Raw genomic sequence first — 16898 nt, forward strand, 5'->3', positions numbered from 1 at the left:
CCCCATCTACACACCGGCCGTCCTCGCCGTCTACGACCTGTATGTACTCCGCTTCAGCAACTACCTGGCGTGGCGCTGTCCGACCTCGAAAATGCTCGATCTCTACAACGCACACATCTCCCCCGACCACCTCGACATCGGGCCCGGCAGCGGGTGGTACCTGGCGAAGACGGCGTTGCCGGCCCATCCCGCCATCTCACTGCTCGACATGAACCCCAACTCCCTGGCAATGACCACCAGGCGGCTGCGAAGACGCGGTGTCGAACCGGCTCGGCACCTGGGCAGCGTCCTGCAACCGCTCCCGCTGAACCACCGATTCGGCTCCGTCGCAGCCAACTTCCTCATGCACTGCGTCCCCGGCCGCTGGGACCAGAAGAACGTTGCCTTCCAACACATCGCGGAAGCCACCTCCGACGACGGCGTGTTCTTCGGCTCCACCATCCTCGGCCGCGGCGTCGCCACCAACCTTCTCGCCGACGCAATCAGCACGCTCTACAACCGCGTTCTGCACGTCTTCCACAACACGGACGACGACCTCGCGGGCCTGGAAACCGCCTTGCGCGCAGCGTTTTCCGATGTGCAGATCGCGGTGTACGGCTCAGTCGCCACCTGGGCCGCGCGCGCGCCGCGCCGCGACTCGTCCCCGGCCTGAGCCCCCACTCCGGCGGGGTCGGTCCGGGCGATCATGCGTAAGCCGCACGTAGCAGCGCGAGTCGCGACACGCCAGAAACGCAATATTGCACGCCGCGAACACGTCTCGAGTCGATTGACCTGGGCAAACCCTAACCGGGCTGCGTTGCGGCCGAGGGTTGCACACACAACGTCCCGTTGACACACCCCCTCGATTCGCTTTAGATTCGCCTCATGCAACGAGCGTGCTTGGTGCCTGTGGGCGCGCCTACAACAGCGGTACCGCAGTTTTCGGAAACTGCGGTACCGCTGTTGCGCGTGTCGGCGAGCGTCGATCACTTCCCTCGTGCCAGGATGATCGCCATGGCTAGAGGGACAGGTAAGCGTGGACCAGATCCGTATCTGGGATATACGCCGGTCCAGGCAAAGGCATGGGTTTCCGAACCCGGGCGCGACCTGCTCAAGGAGCTCGCGGAGAAGAACAAACAGCCCGTCGGCGCCTACCTCATGTCCTTGCTGGCCCGCGAAGCAGGCATTGCACTCGACGAACTCAAGCGAGATTACGACCAGGAGGTATTGCCGCAGTCCGCCTGATGGCCGGGACTAAGGCACCGCAGACGATCGCGCCGCGAAGGGCGGCTAGCTAACAACTCAATCAGGCAAACGGGCCCCACAAAAGCCCGAAGGCCCTCGGCCTGCCCGCCGAGAGCCTTCGGAAAAGCTTTAGGGGGATGACTCTCACCTCATCCCCGTGTGGCCCTCAGCCGCTACCAGAAACAGGACCAGTCCCGTGCTGAAAGGCCACGAGATTGAGGATAGCGCACGCCCAAATGCCGGTTCAACCGAATCGGCTTGTGTCGGCGATCTGTCCTCCAAATCCCCTGCAAGTACCCTGACGCTTGCTGCTCACATATCCGGCAACCAGCCGGACAACGACACTCCCGGTGCCCTGGCGGCCGCCGAAAGATTGTGGTGCGGCCTCGTCACCTACATTGCGGCGCGGCGCTCGATGCGCCTGTACGTCACGGCCAGTCGCAAGTATGACGACGTTGCGCGGCTCACCAGCAAACGACTTCCTGACCGCCCGGCGGCCGTGCCCGTCTACAACACCCGGTGGCGGACCTGCATGCTCGTGCTGGACTTCGATCCAGCTCCACGCGACAACACACCCGAAGCTGAAGCGCAGGACCTCGCCGACGTCGAGCGCGACGCCGCCCAGGCCATCGCCTGGGTCCACCAGTGCGGCGGCGTGACGGTCGCCGACCGATCCAGCCGCGGCGGCATCCACGTGCTTGTTCCCTTCGCTCACGGCGAAGAGTTCCGCCGCGATTCTCTGATGCCCCTTCTCACGTTGCTCAAGGCCAAGCTGCCGACCCTGGACATCGCACCGATGAGGAACCCGGACAAGGGGTGCATCACTCCGCCCGGTGCCCGCTGCAAGACCGGCGGCTTCCGCCAGCTCGTCGGCATGACCATGGATCAGGCAATCGCGGCCTTGACCACCCGGTCCGCGCCGCGACTCGTCGCCAACCTCGTCGCTCTGCTGGACCCTCAACGCACCCTCCTCACGGCCACCGGTCTCGGCGGCCCCCAACCGACCGACTACGCCAGTGGCCCACACGAGGACACCTGCCTCCCCGCAACCCTGGCCACTACCGCGCCGCTACGGCCCTGGGTGCATCCCTTCCTCACCGCCGGCACCGTCCCCGATCTCACCGCCAGCGACGGCCGCCCGTGGACGCCCAGCCATGCACGCCTGTCGGTCCTCGAACAGCACGCCGCCCGCGGCTGGAGCCTCACACAGATCCGGGCTACTCGCACTGATCCGGCCTGGCAGGGGTTCTGGGCCGGTTACGCCGACCGCCGCGATGCGGACAAGCGCCTAAAAATCGACTGGTCACGGGCCTACGAGCGTGCCGAGAAGCGTTTGGCACCGAAGGCGGAAAAATCGTCTCATTCGTCGCATGAACCCGACCGAAAGCACACAGGGGGGGATGGGGGGCTCCGTGAGATTCGCTGGAAACTCGCCGCCGCGCGGAAATGGATACTGCTCAGCGGCCAGTTCACCGGTCGGGAGCTGACCACCGCACTGGCCGGTGTCACCGCGCTGGCCTATGGAATCTCACTCGGCGACGGACGATCGGTTGCCTACGGCGGTCGATGGATCTCGGTAGCGGCTGGCCTGGTAGGCGAACCGGCGGCGCGGCGGGTCCTGCGCAAACTGGAATCCCTCGAAGGATCGCCGGTCAGGCTTCTCGCCCGCTGGAACGCTCAGGAGCATACGGGAGATCGGTACACTCTGGTCACACCTCGGCTTGACGGGAAGGTCGTGGCAGCGGCGGAATGGGAGGCATATGCCGCGCGGATAGAGCCGATCGACCCGGTATGGAGCCTGCTCGGGCTCAGCGCCTGGTGGGTGTTCGAAATCGCTCGCGCCATCGAGCCGGGACCAGGGGAAACCATCGCCCCAGCGGAACTCGCGGCCGCGGCCCGCGTTTGTCTGAGCACCGTCCATCGCGCAGTCCGCACGCTCGCCGAACACGGTCTCGTCGACCACGGACACGGATGGATCGCCCGCACCGGCCGGCCTCCCCGTCGCCTCGGCGCAACCACCACCGAGGCCGACGAAAGACACGCTGAGCGGGTCGCGCGCCACCAGGAAGAACGCCGGAAGTTCTGGGAATTCATCGACATCATCACCGCCGCGTTCACTCCCCGAGAACTCCGCGGCTACGCCACGATCGACGAGCTCGTGCGCGATACGCCCGCATACATCGCCGCCGTCGTAGGCGAACACAGCCCACCAGGCTCCAGCTGGCCCCCAACGGCGGCAGAAGAACCCTCCGCCGCCGTCGCGGTAGCAGTCGACCCCGACGTCGAGGCACTAGCGCTCCTCCAACGCGAACTCGGCGCTGTGCTGATCACCTGACCGCGCAGGCCCGCGAGACCTCGGCCCCCCAATGCTCGTTGGGCGGCCTGCGGACCCCTGCGGCGGTGGTGCCGCAACTTCCGCCGCCGGCGGAGGCGGCTATCGCTGCGGGTCGTCGTCAGTTTCGGTGGTCGGCTCGCGCCGACTCAGTGACTCGAGGGCCGCACGTGTCGACGCGAGTGCTTGCGACAGTCCCTCGATCTGACGGTTGTAGGTCGCTGCCAGCTGCTCGCGATCTGCACGCGCTTCCTCGTGGGCGACGCGCAGATCGCGGTCCCTGCCCTCCCGCAGAGCTTCGAGCTGTTGTTCGTGAGAACTGCGCAGCTCGGTCAATTCCTCACGCAACCGCTCGGCCGTCGCGGTCGCGGCTTCGGCTTCACGCTGTCGATCCGCAGCTGCCTGCGTCGCCGTCGCCGCCTGAAGCTCGGCTGCCCGCTGGGCCTCCACCGCGTCGGAGCGCTCCTGGGCTGATGCGCGCACTCGCGCAGCAGCCTCCTCCTGCGCGGTCTGAACCTTTCGGTCCGCTTCCTGCTGAGCGTCTTGGACGCGACGGTCGGCCTGCTCGCGAGCTTGCTCGATGTCGGTTCGTGCCGCTTCCTGCGCTGCTTCCACCTCCGCGCCGGCCAGGTACCGTGCCTCCGCGACCAGCCACGCCGCGGCCCTCTCGTTATGGTCGGCGCGAGAGGTTTCGGTGGACAGCTGCTCGGTCAGACTCTCGACTCGTTCGTTTGCTGCCCGGACCTCGGCCGTCAGCGAAGCAACCTGTGGCTCGAGTTCCGCCACTCGCGCGTCTTTCTGCTCGACCTCGGCGGCTAGTTCTTGGTTTTTCGCCTGGGCGGTCTCCGTGGCTGCTTCGGCGTCGGCCGCCCTGGCGGACTCGCGGGCCAGCTGCCACGCGGTCTCCGCGTGCAACCAACTCGACACCGCGAGTCGGTAGCCGGTCTCGGCATGCAGCCACAGCACCACATCCGCGTGCGCGGTGGATTCCTCGGCTTCGGCCTCGGCCTCCTCCAACCGAGCGCGCAACTCCCTCTCGGTGCGCTCGGCCTTGCTCAATCGCGACTCGAGTTGGGCCTTCTCGACCTGATGGTCTTGCGTCGTCAAGGTCAGCTGCTCGGCCACCAGGTCCGGATCCGTCATCGAGTCCAATGCGTCGAGCAACCGGCCCACGGTGTCGTGCAGAGGCTCGGCCACCCGGCGCACCTGGTCGAGGAAGTGCTCCCCCGCTGCCCTGGCCTGGGTGACTGGCCGACCGAGATCGTCGGGGATCGCCTGCGCGAGACTGCGACGGATGCGGCGCCGTGCAGCGCTGGCTCGTTCGCGCCTGTGGTCGGGGTCATCGCAATAGCCCGTCGGGCGCCCCCGCCCGTCTTCGCTCTTGACCGGCACCGTCGGCCGGCCGCAGCCCTCGAAATCGTTCGCTTCGGTGTCCCACCCCACCGGGAACCTGCACCGCCCGCCCTGCTCCGCGGTGGACGCGCCAGCTGCGTCTTCCTTGCCGATCGGCTCACTCACGCGGTTATCGTAACACACGTCGAAAACACGAAATTGAAAATACGAAAACACGAAAACCGATTACGAAAACCTGCTCGAGCCAGGTCGTAACGTGCGCGATCACGTCCGCGCTCCAGTGCTCGCGAGCGTGCTCGCGTGCGAGCGTGACCGGGCACTATGGCTCCCCCTTTATGTCACGTGACATAAAAGGGGAACGAGTACAACTGCGCGAGGCATGGTTTTGATAGCTCATCGGGCTTGCTGGGCGGCAAAGCGGGCACGCTGAAACTGTCTCCAGGAGGCGGGCATTTCGAGGGCGCCGTGCCGGCATCCCGCCCGCTGCCCCCTCCCCCGTGCCGTGGACTCACGAACCTCTGGAGGGGGCCACGATCCCGGGTCCGCCCCCCGGGCCGACCGTGCTCTCCGCCGAGGCCGATCGGCTGCGCGCTGGCACGTGGCCGCCACCGTGCGGGCGCGCGCATGGCGCCAGCATGTCGGGAGCCCACCCACGCGATCCCCAACGCAGGGAGGTGCCCGCAGTGGCACGTGCAGGGATGCGCGCCTGGCCGAGAGCGTGAGCGCGCTCGAGGCTACGTGCGGGCGCCCGAAACCGGGTGCGTGCGATGGCCAGCGCGCAGGTGCGATTGCTCGCACACCTGGACGCGATAACGGACGCGAGTGCGTTCGAGGGCGCGTGCGCGAATGCGAGCGAAAGCGCGAACGCAAGTGGGTGCGCCCGGTCGCTCTTGCTCACGAACACACGTGGTGGCGTGCGAACGCTCGACCGTGAGTGCGTACGTGCCATCGCGCCAACGTGCTGACGTGCTGACGCTAGGCACTCACGCACGTGCGCAACTGATCACGTGCTCAGGGGCGCTAGTGATCACGTACCCACGTGCTAGCGATAGCGGGAGAGCAAGCGAGTACGTGATCACGTACCACCGCCAGCGCGGTAGCTGGCGCGCATTATCGCACGCACGAACCCAGGCACGTACATGCGCACGCACGCTCGTACGCGAAAACGCACGAAAGCGCAAGCGTTCGTGCTAGCGCGCGTGAGAGCGTGCGTTCGTTGGAGCGATCGCGCCTGCGCACTTGCTGGCGATGGCACGCCCGTGTGGGTGTGCTCGATCGGTAGCGTGCGCAGACGATCGCGAAAGCGCGTGGGGGAGTGAGAGCGCGCGTGCTCCCGATCGAGAGCACGCAGAGGCGACCACACGTAAGCGCGGTAGTGCGCGCGCTGCGACTGGGGTGCGTAACGCACTCGTGTGCGGGGGATCGCATGTGCGCCAGGGCCTGCGAGCGACACGCGAGTGCTCGGGTGCTTGCCCCCGAGCGGGCGCGCGCACTACTGTCTGCCGGGTGACAGCGGATCTGGCGGATGCCGAGGACTACGACGGCACCGACGACGACGCCAACGAACTCGATGTACTCGGGATGGTTGCCGCACTGCGGCAGTGGGGGCGAGACAACCTTGCCGGCCGGATCATCACCGTCTGCTCGGACAAGGGCGGGGTCGGCAAAACGCAAGAAGCCATCGACCTGGCGTACGCACTCGATGCCGTCTATGTCGACATGGACTGGAACGAGGGCAATGGAAGTCGCTCGCTGGGATGGCGGCACGAGGACTATCCGTCCTCGCCCATCCTGACCGCGCTGACCAGCGGTAAGTTGCCGCGGCCTTACCTCGGAGCGAAGCTGGGAAGGCCCGACCTGATTCCTTGCGGCCCGGACTTCGAGATTGGGCAGCCCGCCCAGGAAGTGATCTCCGAAAGCCTCGCGCGATGGGCCAAAGAGCTTGGTCGGTGCCTGATCGTCGACACCCACCCCGGCACCGGCGCGGCCGTCTACGGGGCAGCGGCCGTGTCGCACCTGCTCGTTTCGCCGGTAGAGCTGGCCGATCGGGTGTTGCGTGCGCTCGAGGGCTGGTGCGAGGAGATGCGCGGACACGAAATCCTCATCACGCCCAACAAGATTCCGAAGAATCCGCCTGACCGGCAGTTGCGCTGGTTGGAGCAGATTTGCGCGAAATACGAGCTGCCGGTGTCGCTTCCGATTCCCGAAGCGGATTGGGCTCCTACCCGGGCGGCACTCAACGCCGTGCTTTCGGCCAAGCGGCTTTCCAGGGCCAAGGCACCGTACATCACGGCACTGGTTCAGATAGCACGAGAAGTAGGGGAGCGTGTCGCATGAGTAACGGGCTGGACGCCATGAAACAGCAGAAGGAGGCCCGGCGTCGACCGGCACCGGAGTCTGCGCCGCCGCAGGTCGAGCCGGCGAAGGCCCCGCCTCCCACCTTGACCGCAGTGCCTGCACCGGCCGCGGCTCAGCCAGCACCCAAGAAGCAGTCGGCGCCTGCGGCAGCTGCTCAGCCCGCTGCTGTGGCGGCCGCGGACGCTGCTGGGGAGAGGGAGGCCGCCTCGGCACCGCCTGCTGGGCGTGCAGCGCGTTCGGCTGTGCCTGTCCAGACGATCGACCCGGCGGAGGAAAACCGAATCCTCAAGGCGGTGACCGATGCTGGTGGCGCGTGGGCCGCGAGCGCACGCAAGCTGCTCGAGCGTCAGGATTCGTTCCTCCAGACCCTCACGGCGGCCAAGGCGGCTGGCCTGCCGATCCTGCGCCTTCAGGCCGAAGTGCAGATGGTGGAGGCCAAGGCCAACGGCATCACCTTCGATCCCGACGAGATCAAGCAGGCTCTCGGCTTGCCCTGAGCGCCGGTTACATCCACTCAGCGGGCCCTGACCACCATCGACGGTCCGGGCCCGCCTTTTTTCAGGGCGCCTTCAAGAAGGCCCTCACTCAGCCAGCCCCCAGCACGGAAGACCACGGGATGACCCAATCGCTCATACGTCGCGTCCGCGCCTACATGCCCGCACCCGCCGAGGCCGGCGCACCGGTCGATGACGACCAGCTCTACCGATCCGCTCTCGCCTCGGTTCGGGAGTGGGCATGGTTGCTGCTGGTACTCTGGTCGGCAGTCAGCGTGGCCGCCAACGGCTTTCACGCCTTCCTCGTGCCCTCCGCGTCGCTGCCGCCCCTGGCTACGACCCTGGTCGGCGTGATCCCACCGATCGCCCTTATCGGAATCACCGAGTTGGTCGCGCGCCTGGTGCGACTGAGCCAGTACACCCGCCGTCTGGCCTGGGTTGTGGTGGCGACGTTGTTCTTGTCGCTGGCAATCGCCATGCTCATCGGCGCCGCAGCCTTCGCGATGTCGTTCGCCGCCGTGCGTGACTTCGCGATCATGTGCGGAGTCACACCGCGTCTGGCGGGCCTCGTTCCCTTCATCATCGACTTCTCCGTGATCGCCAGCGCGGTAGCGATCGTCGCGGAATCCATCGCGGCAACCGGCATGGGAGAGCGTTCTGACCACCGCGAACCCGCCGAATCTCCCACTCCTAAACAGCCGCGGCGCCAGCAGCGCAGCAAAAACCGACGGCTCACACCGGTTCCGCAGCACACGACTACACCGCAGACACCTGTAGGTCCGCCAGCACCTGCCAGCGCATCGGCGACCATGCCCCCTCCGCCCGCTCCTGCTGCAATCTCCAAGACCACGCCCGCCGCCGTAGCCAAACCGCCTGCCGATCCGGCACAGAATGAGGTGCCCCAGGCTGAATCTGCGCCTGCTGAACCGCCCACACCTCCTACGGCTCCGCCAACCCGGCCGCGTTCCGCGCCTCGTGTGCACCGTTCAGCACACACCGTTCAGCCGCCGCGGCTGGTGCCGGTTACCCCCGATCCGGAACCCGGCCAGGCCACCCGCCGCACAGGCGGCATGATCATGCCGAAACGGGTTCCACCCGTCGCAGCCGACGCGGTTTGACCCTCGAATGGGTGTTCTCGTGGGAACGCTGTTAGGCCCACCCACGAGAACACCCATCGGCGCTGGAGGTGAGCCGCGAGGAAGGTGCGCGCGAGACGATCAGGCCACGGACGGGCGCATCTCACACATATCGGTTTTGGACGCCAGTACGTCGAATTCATGACGGATCTGTCGAACACGCAAACCCAGCAGATATTCGAACGTATGCCCGGGGATCCGCCGATTACGCAAGAAATTCACGGCACGAATGTCGTCGTCTACGAATGCGCGCAGCCGTCGTTTGTATTCTGGAATTGCCCGACAATGCTGATATTTGATTCGACGCGCATGCGTCAGGTTGTCATCCGGCCGGAGAAATAGGTCACCGTCGGGGAAATCGTGGGCAGCAAGCCAACCGAGCGTATCCATCCGTGTGGCATCGGGGAAGGTGCTGGAATAGCTCACGGTATAACCGAGACCTGCGACTGCGTGCACCAGATCCCGGTTTTCCTCGATCACCTTCGCATCCACAATTCGCGCGAAGAACTTCCGCCAAGCCGCCGGAGTGCGGCCATCCGCGAACACCGTACTGAACAAGGTCATGTCAGCCAGGCCGCCAACCACGTTGAAGACCACAACCGCGTCATCTTGTGTGAACGTCACCGCAACCTACCTGTGTCCGTCGGTATCCCTGAAGCAGGATCAGGCCAGCCAGCCACTGCGTTAGCGCTCATCGTCGAGGTATACCAGGGCACCAGGTTACCGGTCAGGAGCCAACCGCACGCGCGACGCGCCTGTACCTGACCCAACAACCCCTGGTCCAGGGCCTCCGACCTCGCTTCAACATCACAGCTCACGCGGGAGTCATCCCCGCTCGGGGGCGGACTATGCACGCCCGGACAGAAACGGCTGGCCAGCGCAAACCATCTCACCCTGAGCCAGCGAACCGCTGGGACGACACCCCGCAGTCTCATCGGCAGACGCTGCACGTGCTGACGCTCGAACATCTCCGGCGCGCCGGAGCATGATCCCCGCGACTACGCCGCACAGTCCGCGCCCGCTCATCTTGAAGCCGACGCGCGACGCGCCTGCACCACACCCAACGGCCTCAGCCCACCACTTCGCTCGAACATCCCGGTTCACACCGAAATGATCCCCGCTCGTGCGCGGACTACACCCGCCGGGGCCAAGGCGTCATGATGGCCTGCGAGCGCAGCGCGGCACCGCGCTCATCGGTCGGCGCTTCGCAGCGCAACACGCCGCACGCCCTGGGGGCGGGCTGGTCATGCTGGTCTACGCTGGCCGGGTCGAAGCTCACCGCGGCCTGCGATGGTACCCAAAAGGCATTAACCACAACGAAATTCGACTAGAAAGAGGACGCAGATGTATGAAGGGGGCTGCTTGTGCGGACGAATCCGGTTCCGCGCCGACGGTGAGGCCAACTGGCCGCATCTGTGCTCCTGCGAGCACTGCCAGAAACTAGCAGGCGGCCCAGTGACAGCCTGGGTCGATTTCCCGCTGGCCACCTTCACCTGGACCGGCGATGGCGGCGAGCCCACCTGGTACCACACCTTCCCCACAACCAAGCGAGGGTTTTGCCCCAACTGCGGTTCGCTCGTCGCGGCGATCGACGAGGACGGCACCGACATGGGTATCACAATGATGGCCCTCGACGACCACAGCATGCTGACCCCGGTACACCAGTCCTGTAAAGACAACGCCGTAGCGTGGCTACCCACCATCGAAACCATCGACGCCGGCGCCTGACCGCAACTCAGCATCATCCCACCCTAGTTTTCGCGGATGCCGCCAGGGGTACGGCCACGTGTCGCGCGCAGCCGAGAGTCGGCTTCGGTGAGCAGGTAGATGTAGCGCTCGACCCCGGTTTGGATACTCGAGCGCCAGTAGCGGGCGTCGATCGCGACGCGCAACGGCTAAGCCACGGGCGCCCGAGCGCACCACCACCCGTGTGCCGAGTTCAGCGACCCAGGTATCGGTGGTCAGGAAGTCCAAGACGACCTCGCCGAGTTCGCCCACCGCTGGCCGACGAACTCGGCGGCCAGATCCAGGGGCGTTGTGGCGGGCTCATGCGGTCACCAGGTTCTCGAGGTACCGCAACACCGGGCGCGGTCCGGTCAGGTCGAGTTGGACATCCAGGCCCAGCGGTAGAGCGAATTTCGTTGGCGTGTGCCCGAATTCGGCGCCGGTGACGACCGGGAAGCCGCCGCCGACACAGCGCAGGATCAGATCGTCGTAGGAAGCATCCGGAGCGTCCTCGCGGGGGCTGTCGACCGGGACCGCGACCAGCAGGCCCGCAATCGCATCGAACACCCCGGCCAGGCGCAGATGGGTTAGGGCTGCGTCGACCTGCACCCAGGGCACGAACACCTCTTCCAGGATCAGCACCGCCCCGGTCAGGTCCGGCATCCACGGGGTTCCGATCAGTGCCCGGATCGTGCCCAGATGCCCGCCGGCCACCGGCCCAGAGAACGAGGCCCCCGCCCCGCGTGGGATGCGCCAGCCCGGTCCGGGTACCACGATGTCCTTGATCGGGCCGGACACGATCTGCCAGAACGATTCCGCGGTGGCCTCGTTGACCTGGGGCCGGGAGAAGTCAAACCCGGTCGGGCCGTGCAGGGTGACCAGCCCGGTACGGGCGGTGATGGCGTTGGCCAGCACCACCGGGTCCGACAGCGCCGTGAATACAGTCGGGTTCGCGGCGATGGTGTCGTAGTCGAGCAGGTCGAGCAGCTGCGCGGCGCCCTTGCCGCCGGTGGCCGGCACGATCAGATCGACGCTCGGATCGGCGAACGCCGCCATCAGGTCGGCGGCTCGGTCGGCGGGCGATCCGGCGAGGTAGCCGGTCGCGGCCCGCGCGTGCGTCCCCACGGTGACCGGGCGACCGGTCCCCTCGAAGTAGGCGACGAGTCGATCCAGTTCGTCGGCGGGGATGGGCGAGGAGGTGGAGACGATCGCGACGCGGCTGTCCGGCGTCACCGCCGGCGGATTGATCACGGGGCGGGTCATCGGTGCGGTTCTCCTGCTCGTGTCGGGCCACCGGCGCCATGCTGGGTGTTCGTCGTCAAGGCCGATCACGGGTAGTCCAGCTGACGACCTGAACACCGGCTGCCATGCCCGGGCCGTGCACTACGATATCGACGGCTGTCAGCCCAGGGCCTGCTTTCTGGTCACAATGCGAGAATCCAAAGCACGCTTACCGAGGGAGTTTTCAAGTGGGGGGTATCAGGTCGTCCCTTGCTAGTGTCGGCCGATTCGGCCGATGTTGGCGGAAAACTCCAGCCACCAGGTAGCGGGGTCCGTTTCGAGTGCTGCTTGGCCGAGCGCTTTGCCGGTCGGGGTGAGCAGGGCGTCGAGCATCGTGTCTTTGAACACCTGCATGTTCCGGTTGCCTGCGGCTTCGTATTCGCAGGCTTGGAGTAGGCATTCGAGTTTGTCCGCGTCATGGGAGCAGCGGGCTTCCAGCGTCGCATCTGCCCCCTTGCACGACTCGTGTTCGTCGACGAGCTCGCGAATTCTGGCCGCGATGGTGTCCGGAAGGCATTTGGTCTGGTCGCGGATGACATCGCGTGCATCTGCGGTTGTGACGTACCTGCGGCTGACGGCGTTCTTGTCGCCGAGGCGCGTTTCCGGGAGGTCGTGGAACGCGCCAAGGGTGGCGGCTCGGTCGGGGTTGGGTGAGCCTTCCAGGAGGGCGATGATGTAGGCCAGCACTGCGGTGCGGTGGCTGTGCTCGGCGACCGATTCAGGGTTGGGGACCAGGGCGTTCTCCCAGCCGTCGCGGGCCAGTTTCTTGAGGCGCCCTGTCTCGTAGCCGAACACCGCGATGCCCTGAAACTCATTGTCCGACATCGTCATTCGCTCCTAACAAGGTAGAACACCTGGTCTAGGCACCGCCGCGCGTTCGGACTGAATCCCTCGCTGGTCAGTGCGGTCTCGACGGTAGACGATATTCGTCCCCGCCATCGTGGATCGGTCGCGAGTCGGCGCCGGGTAGCCAGCAGAGCGGTCAGCGTGTGGATACACAGCTCCCGATAGGGCGCGTGCACGATGCCATCGAGGAGACCGGCGAGCAGGCGGTCACCAGACCAGGTATCAGTGCTGGCCAGGAACATCGCAGAGTCCCGGTCCCAGGTGCCTGCGATGTCACCGGCCCAATACGCCCAGTAGGTCAGGTTGATCAGCGCGTTGCGGTCCTCGATGCCGCCCGCCGATATGAACCGCTCCAACGGCTCGGTGTCACCGACGGCGGCCGCGCTCACCGCCGCGGAGCGAGTCAGCGCCCACTCTGGGGACCACTGCCGCAGCTCGCTGTGCGGCCGTCGCATCGTGCGCCGGACCTGGTCGGCGATCCAGTCCTGCGAACCGTCGTGCCGGGCAACGAGATACATGGTCTGACGGCGCAATTGGGCTGCGGTCGCGCCGCCGGGCCGTGCGGAGTCGGCCACTTCGCGCAGGCTGTCCACCACCTGATCGCGAGCACTGTCCGGGATGTGCAGGACCGCGGTGGTCTCACGCAATTCGCGTGGTAGCCGTCCGGTGAGCGCCCAGGAGATCAGGTCACTGGTGACGCGGTTCGGGACGGTCAAGGCCAGCGGGTGCTGTTCGGGGTCGCTGGTGTCGAAGGCGCTGAGCAGGTCATCGACGGCCAGCGCGGTGTCCCACAACGACATCAGCTCGGGCGATGCGCCGAGCCCGACCAGGGTGCGCTTGACCGCCCCCAGTCGCGAGAAGGACAGGTGGATCAGGGGTTTGGTGCCCAATTCCCAGCCTTGTACGGTCTTTTCCGCCACCTCGAACCGTTGGGCCAGCTGGAATTGGCTGTGGCCGAGGGATCGGCGGATCGTGGCCAGCATCGCCCCGGCCACCCGTCCGGACAGCGCACTCCTCCCGGCAGTAGGTGATCTACCCGCCGAGTCCGGCATGTCGCGCTCCTCGTCGCCCGAAAGACCTACTCGCAGTGAGTTCTTCGGTCCGCTCCGAATTCCTAGGGTGGAACGGACGCTGCACCTTCATCTCATCACGGGCGTTGTGCCGTGTGCTGCTGTTTAGGAGATCAGATGCTCAACCACCTCGCATCCGCACCCGTGGTCGACCTCGCCGCCGCCGGCACGTCACGGCGGCGCGTCACCGCAGCCGAGACCGCCGGACGCGATCTCGACGCGGCTACTGCGGCGGCCGCCGCCATGTTGTCGGCGCTGGGGGTGGACGTGTCGGCAGAGTCGTTGCGCGACACCCCGTTGCGGATGGCGCGGGCATACGAGGAGATGCTCAGCCCGCCCGAATTCGACCTCACGGTGTTCCCGAATAGCGAGGCATACCAGCAGCTGGTGCTGACTCGCGACATCGCGTTCAGGTCGCTGTGCGAGCACCATTTCCTGCCGTTCGTCGGCGTCGCGCACGTGGGATATCTGCCAGGCGATCGCCTCGTCGGCCTGTCGAAGCTAGCGCGGGTGGTGACGATGTTCGCCCGGCGTCCGCAGACTCAGGAGCGGATGACCGAGCAGATCGCGGGGTGGCTGCACGATCAGCTCGACGCCCGCGGCGTCGGCGTGGTGGTTCGCGCCGAACACCTGTGCATGACGATGCGCGGCGCGCAGTCGCCCGGCGCGACCACTCTGACCTCGGCGTGGCGCGGTCTGCTGCTCGACGAGCCGAGCCGACGCGAGGAATTCCACACCGCGGTCCGATGAGGTCACAGCCGAACGGCAGCGGGCACAGAAAGTATCACGGGTCTTGCTTTGCGCCAACCGATTTCGCCGAGTGTGCGGTGACGTGGCCGCCTGGCAGCAGTCGAGTGACCACGCCGGAATGTCCCCGTTTGCGGGTCCTTCGATCGGTGTCCGGCGTGGTATCCGCACGCCGCCAGATCCAGGCTTGTACAGTACGGGCGACCTTGTACGCCAAGCGCTTTCCACGGAGCTGACTGTGTCGCGTTTCAATGCTCACATCCGGGCAGGAAATCCCGAGGGACCTGCGGCTGTGACGGGGGTGCGTCGTGGCGATCAGTGACTCGGACATCGCGGAGGCGATCGCGGCCTATCTCGAGATCTATCCGGACGAGGCCGCGGATCTGGCCGAGCCGATCGAACTCCTCGGGCGGGGCGAGAACTTCGCGTGGCGCCGGACATTCCCGATGCACGCGACCGCAGGGGCATTGCTGGTCCGTGATGGAGAGATCCTGTTGGTGGAACACCGCGCGTACGGGCTCACGCTTCAGCCAGGCGGGCACCTCGAGCCGGAGTCCGATGCCTCGCTCGTCGACGCCGCGCTGCGCGAGCTGGCCGAGGAGACCGGCTTGGACCCCAGCCACGTCGTGCTGGCCTCGCCGATCCCGAGTTACATCGAGTTCGGCGCGGTGCCGGCCCGCCCGAACAAAGACGAGCCGCCGCACTTCCATTTGGACTTCGGATTCGCCTTCACCACGACGCAGGCCGATATCGGAGATCTCCAGGCATCAGAGGTAACCGGCGCCGCGTGGTACCCGCTCGCCGAGGCCGAACGCCGTGTCGGGCCCCGCATCGCGCGAGCGATCAGCACTCCAGCCCGCTGACCACGCCCCGTTGGGTCGGTCGGTCGATCACCGCGTTTACTCGAAGGACGGTTTGCGGTCCCGGCTGCGTTTGAGTTCGAAGAAGCCATCAGTGCTCGCAATCATGACCAGGCCGTCCCACAGCTGTCCGGCGGCGTCGCCGCGCGGGGCCGGGGTGATCACCGGCCCGAACAGCGTTGTGCCGCCGATACGGAGCACGGGTGTGCCGACATCCAGGCCGACCTGGTCGAATGCTTCGTGATGCGAGTCGATAATGCCCTGATCGAATTCCGTGCTGGTCGCCGTTGACGCCAACGAGGCGGGCAAGCCCACCTCCGCCAGTGCTTCGGTGATGACCGTGGGGTCATCGCGTCGGCGCTGGTTGTGCAGGCGGCTGCCGATGGCGGTGTACAGCGGGCCGAGGACGCCACGGCCGCGGTGCGCGGCGGCGGCTGCGCAGACCCGCACCGGCCCCCACGCGGTGGTCATCAGTTCCCGGTACTCGTCGCTGAGCCCTTGGCCTTCGCGCTGGACGAGGTTGAGGTAGCTCAACGACATAATCCGCCAGTCCGCGCGCACCGGACGCACCTGTTCGACTTCCAGGAGCCAGCGCGAGGTGATCCACGCCCACGGGCACAGCGGATCGAACCAGAACGGCACCTCCTGGCGGCCTTGGCGCTCGGGTTGTTCCTCAATCATCACCACGGCGTTCCTTCCTGTCAGCTCGGGTCCGCAAGGGCTTGTTCCTGCGGGACGTCTTCGATGTCGAACAGGCCGCTCTGGACCGGGATGTTGCATTTGGCTGTGCGCCCGGCGATTTTCACCAGGCTCGCGAGATCGCTGATCTGGGAACTTCCGGCGGCGGCGTGTATGAGCCGGGCGAAGACCTGTGCGGTGACCTCGACATCGGCAGCGGCCCGGTGGCGGTCTGGGGGCATCGGGACGGCGAAGTGCTTGAGCAAGGTGTCGAGCTTGTAGTTGCGCAGACCGGGAACGATCGTCTTGGCGAACGGAATCGTGTCGAGCAGGTCGACGCGGGCCAGGGCTGGGCAGTGTGCCCGCTGGTTGTGAATGAGGTTCGCCTCGGTGGCAGCGTGCTGCGCCACCAGCAGGTACGGGGTGTCTGCGCTGAATCGCCGGTCGAGTGCGCCCAGCGCTTCGGCGGGGCTGGGCGCACTATTCACCTGCTCGGGGGTCAGGCCGGTCTGGGCCGTCACGGCGGGGGTCACCGGCGCGAAATCCGGTGGGCGGATGAGCGATTCGTACCGGCCGACCGTGGCCCACTCGCCGTGCCGGTAGCGCAGCGCGAGCGCAGCGACTTCGATGGGCTGGGCCGGGTAGCCCGTGGGGGTCGTGGCTTCGAAGTCGATGACCACGAACGTCGTTGCCGCGAAGGCGGGGTCTTCGGTCAAGCCCATGTGTCCACCGTTCTCGTAGGTGTCGTGGCGGCCTGCGCCGGCCGGATCGAGGAGAGCACGCCCGCGGGCGGG

Annotated in this window: 17 protein-coding genes; 9 read left to right on the plus strand and 8 right to left on the minus strand. The window is 66.6% G+C overall.

What is annotated here, in order from left to right; genetic code table 11:
• Positions 1-4 precede the first annotated feature (4 nt).
• From NA4_RS41485 to NA4_RS21755, 3 genes are all read left to right on the plus strand, one after another.
• Positions 5-652 (plus strand): class I SAM-dependent methyltransferase, encoded by a 648-nt coding sequence (locus tag NA4_RS41485; protein WP_067473066.1) that lies wholly within the window; start codon positions 5-7, stop codon positions 650-652.
• 341 nt (positions 653-993) lie between these two features.
• On the plus strand, positions 994-1224 hold the full coding sequence (locus tag NA4_RS21750; RefSeq protein WP_157129205.1) for a hypothetical protein: 231 nt from the start codon (positions 994-996) through the stop codon (positions 1222-1224).
• A 415-nt stretch (positions 1225-1639) separates the two neighbouring features.
• Positions 1640-3559 carry a helix-turn-helix domain-containing protein gene (locus NA4_RS21755; protein ID WP_157129206.1) on the plus strand — a complete coding sequence of 640 codons (1920 nt, stop codon included), beginning with the start codon at positions 1640-1642 and terminating at the stop codon, positions 3557-3559.
• 99 nt (positions 3560-3658) lie between these two features.
• On the opposite strand, the gene NA4_RS21760 is transcribed toward NA4_RS21755, so the two are convergent.
• A complete protein-coding gene (locus NA4_RS21760; RefSeq protein WP_067472949.1) occupies positions 3659-5074 on the minus strand; it encodes a coiled-coil domain-containing protein in 1416 nt (471 codons plus the stop codon).
• Positions 5075-6415: 1341 nt separating this feature from the next.
• Between NA4_RS21760 and NA4_RS21765 the strand changes: the two genes are divergently transcribed.
• From NA4_RS21765 to NA4_RS21775, 3 genes are all read left to right on the plus strand, one after another.
• Entirely contained in the window at positions 6416-7246 is an 831-nt protein-coding gene (locus NA4_RS21765; RefSeq protein ID WP_067472952.1) for a ParA family protein, read from the plus strand.
• 263 nt (positions 7247-7509) lie between these two features.
• Positions 7510-7764 carry a hypothetical protein gene (locus NA4_RS21770; RefSeq protein WP_067472954.1) on the plus strand — a complete coding sequence of 85 codons (255 nt, stop codon included), beginning with the start codon at positions 7510-7512 and terminating at the stop codon, positions 7762-7764.
• A gap of 119 nt (positions 7765-7883) precedes the next feature.
• Positions 7884-8879 (plus strand): DUF2637 domain-containing protein, encoded by a 996-nt coding sequence (locus tag NA4_RS21775; protein ID WP_084497321.1) that lies wholly within the window; start codon positions 7884-7886, stop codon positions 8877-8879.
• A gap of 99 nt (positions 8880-8978) precedes the next feature.
• Here the strand turns inward: NA4_RS21775 and NA4_RS21780 are convergent, their stop codons facing one another.
• Positions 8979-9521 (minus strand): HAD family hydrolase, encoded by a 543-nt coding sequence (locus tag NA4_RS21780; protein ID WP_067472960.1) that lies wholly within the window; start codon positions 9519-9521, stop codon positions 8979-8981.
• Between the two features lie 720 nt (positions 9522-10241).
• Here NA4_RS21780 and NA4_RS21785 point away from each other — a divergent pair.
• Positions 10242-10625 (plus strand): GFA family protein, encoded by a 384-nt coding sequence (locus tag NA4_RS21785; protein WP_067472963.1) that lies wholly within the window; start codon positions 10242-10244, stop codon positions 10623-10625.
• 23 nt (positions 10626-10648) lie between these two features.
• Here the strand turns inward: NA4_RS21785 and NA4_RS40600 are convergent, their stop codons facing one another.
• The 4 genes from NA4_RS40600 to NA4_RS21800 all read right to left on the minus strand — a co-directional run bounded on the left by NA4_RS40600 (position 10649) and on the right by NA4_RS21800 (position 13801).
• Positions 10649-10789 (minus strand): hypothetical protein, encoded by a 141-nt coding sequence (locus tag NA4_RS40600; protein ID WP_157129207.1) that lies wholly within the window; start codon positions 10787-10789, stop codon positions 10649-10651.
• 154 nt (positions 10790-10943) lie between these two features.
• A complete protein-coding gene (locus NA4_RS21790; protein ID WP_084497322.1) occupies positions 10944-11885 on the minus strand; it encodes a S66 peptidase family protein in 942 nt (313 codons plus the stop codon).
• A gap of 231 nt (positions 11886-12116) precedes the next feature.
• Complete coding sequence (locus NA4_RS21795; RefSeq protein ID WP_067472969.1) at positions 12117-12728, minus strand: HD domain-containing protein; 612 nt, start codon at positions 12726-12728, stop codon at positions 12117-12119.
• Positions 12729-12730: 2 nt separating this feature from the next.
• Positions 12731-13801, minus strand: coding sequence for a helix-turn-helix domain-containing protein (locus NA4_RS21800; protein WP_157129208.1), 1071 nt, complete (start codon positions 13799-13801; stop codon positions 12731-12733).
• Positions 13802-13936: 135 nt separating this feature from the next.
• On the opposite strand from NA4_RS21800, the gene folE reads away from it, so the two are divergent.
• Positions 13937-14569, plus strand: coding sequence for a GTP cyclohydrolase I FolE (folE, locus tag NA4_RS21805; protein WP_067472976.1), 633 nt, complete (start codon positions 13937-13939; stop codon positions 14567-14569).
• A 305-nt stretch (positions 14570-14874) separates the two neighbouring features.
• On the plus strand, positions 14875-15429 hold the full coding sequence (locus NA4_RS21810; protein ID WP_067472979.1) for an NUDIX hydrolase: 555 nt from the start codon (positions 14875-14877) through the stop codon (positions 15427-15429).
• Positions 15430-15465: 36 nt separating this feature from the next.
• Here the strand turns inward: NA4_RS21810 and NA4_RS21815 are convergent, their stop codons facing one another.
• Positions 15466-16107, minus strand: a complete 642-nt coding sequence (locus tag NA4_RS21815) for a mycothiol-dependent nitroreductase Rv2466c family protein (RefSeq protein ID WP_067473069.1) — start codon at positions 16105-16107, stop codon at positions 15466-15468.
• 20 nt (positions 16108-16127) lie between these two features.
• Positions 16128-16826, minus strand: a complete 699-nt coding sequence (locus NA4_RS21820) for a 3'-5' exonuclease (protein WP_067472982.1) — start codon at positions 16824-16826, stop codon at positions 16128-16130.
• Between the last annotated feature and the right edge of the window lie 72 nt (positions 16827-16898).

Origin of the sequence: Nocardia amamiensis NBRC 102102 (assembly GCF_001612745.1) — a bacterium.
Lineage (GTDB): Bacteria > Actinomycetota > Actinomycetes > Mycobacteriales > Mycobacteriaceae > Nocardia > Nocardia amamiensis.

Excerpts from the sequence above, each read along its gene's own strand:
- NA4_RS21820 (WP_067472982.1), bottom strand. The coding sequence starts at position 16,826 with ATGGGCTTGACCGAAGACCCCGCCTTCGCGGCAACGACGTTCGTGGTC.
- NA4_RS21790 (WP_084497322.1), bottom strand. The coding sequence starts at position 11,885 with ATGACCCGCCCCGTGATCAATCCGCCGGCGGTGACGCCGGACAGCCGC.
- NA4_RS21815 (WP_067473069.1), bottom strand. The coding sequence starts at position 16,107 with ATGATTGAGGAACAACCCGAGCGCCAAGGCCGCCAGGAGGTGCCGTTC.
- NA4_RS21785 (WP_067472963.1), top strand. The coding sequence starts at position 10,242 with ATGTATGAAGGGGGCTGCTTGTGCGGACGAATCCGGTTCCGCGCCGAC.
- NA4_RS21755 (WP_157129206.1), top strand. The coding sequence starts at position 1,640 with ATGCGCCTGTACGTCACGGCCAGTCGCAAGTATGACGACGTTGCGCGG.
- NA4_RS21800 (WP_157129208.1), bottom strand. The coding sequence starts at position 13,801 with ATGCCGGACTCGGCGGGTAGATCACCTACTGCCGGGAGGAGTGCGCTG.
- folE (WP_067472976.1), top strand. The coding sequence starts at position 13,937 with ATGCTCAACCACCTCGCATCCGCACCCGTGGTCGACCTCGCCGCCGCC.
- NA4_RS21795 (WP_067472969.1), bottom strand. The coding sequence starts at position 12,728 with ATGTCGGACAATGAGTTTCAGGGCATCGCGGTGTTCGGCTACGAGACA.
- NA4_RS21750 (WP_157129205.1), top strand. The coding sequence starts at position 994 with ATGGCTAGAGGGACAGGTAAGCGTGGACCAGATCCGTATCTGGGATAT.
- NA4_RS21775 (WP_084497321.1), top strand. The coding sequence starts at position 7,884 with ATGACCCAATCGCTCATACGTCGCGTCCGCGCCTACATGCCCGCACCC.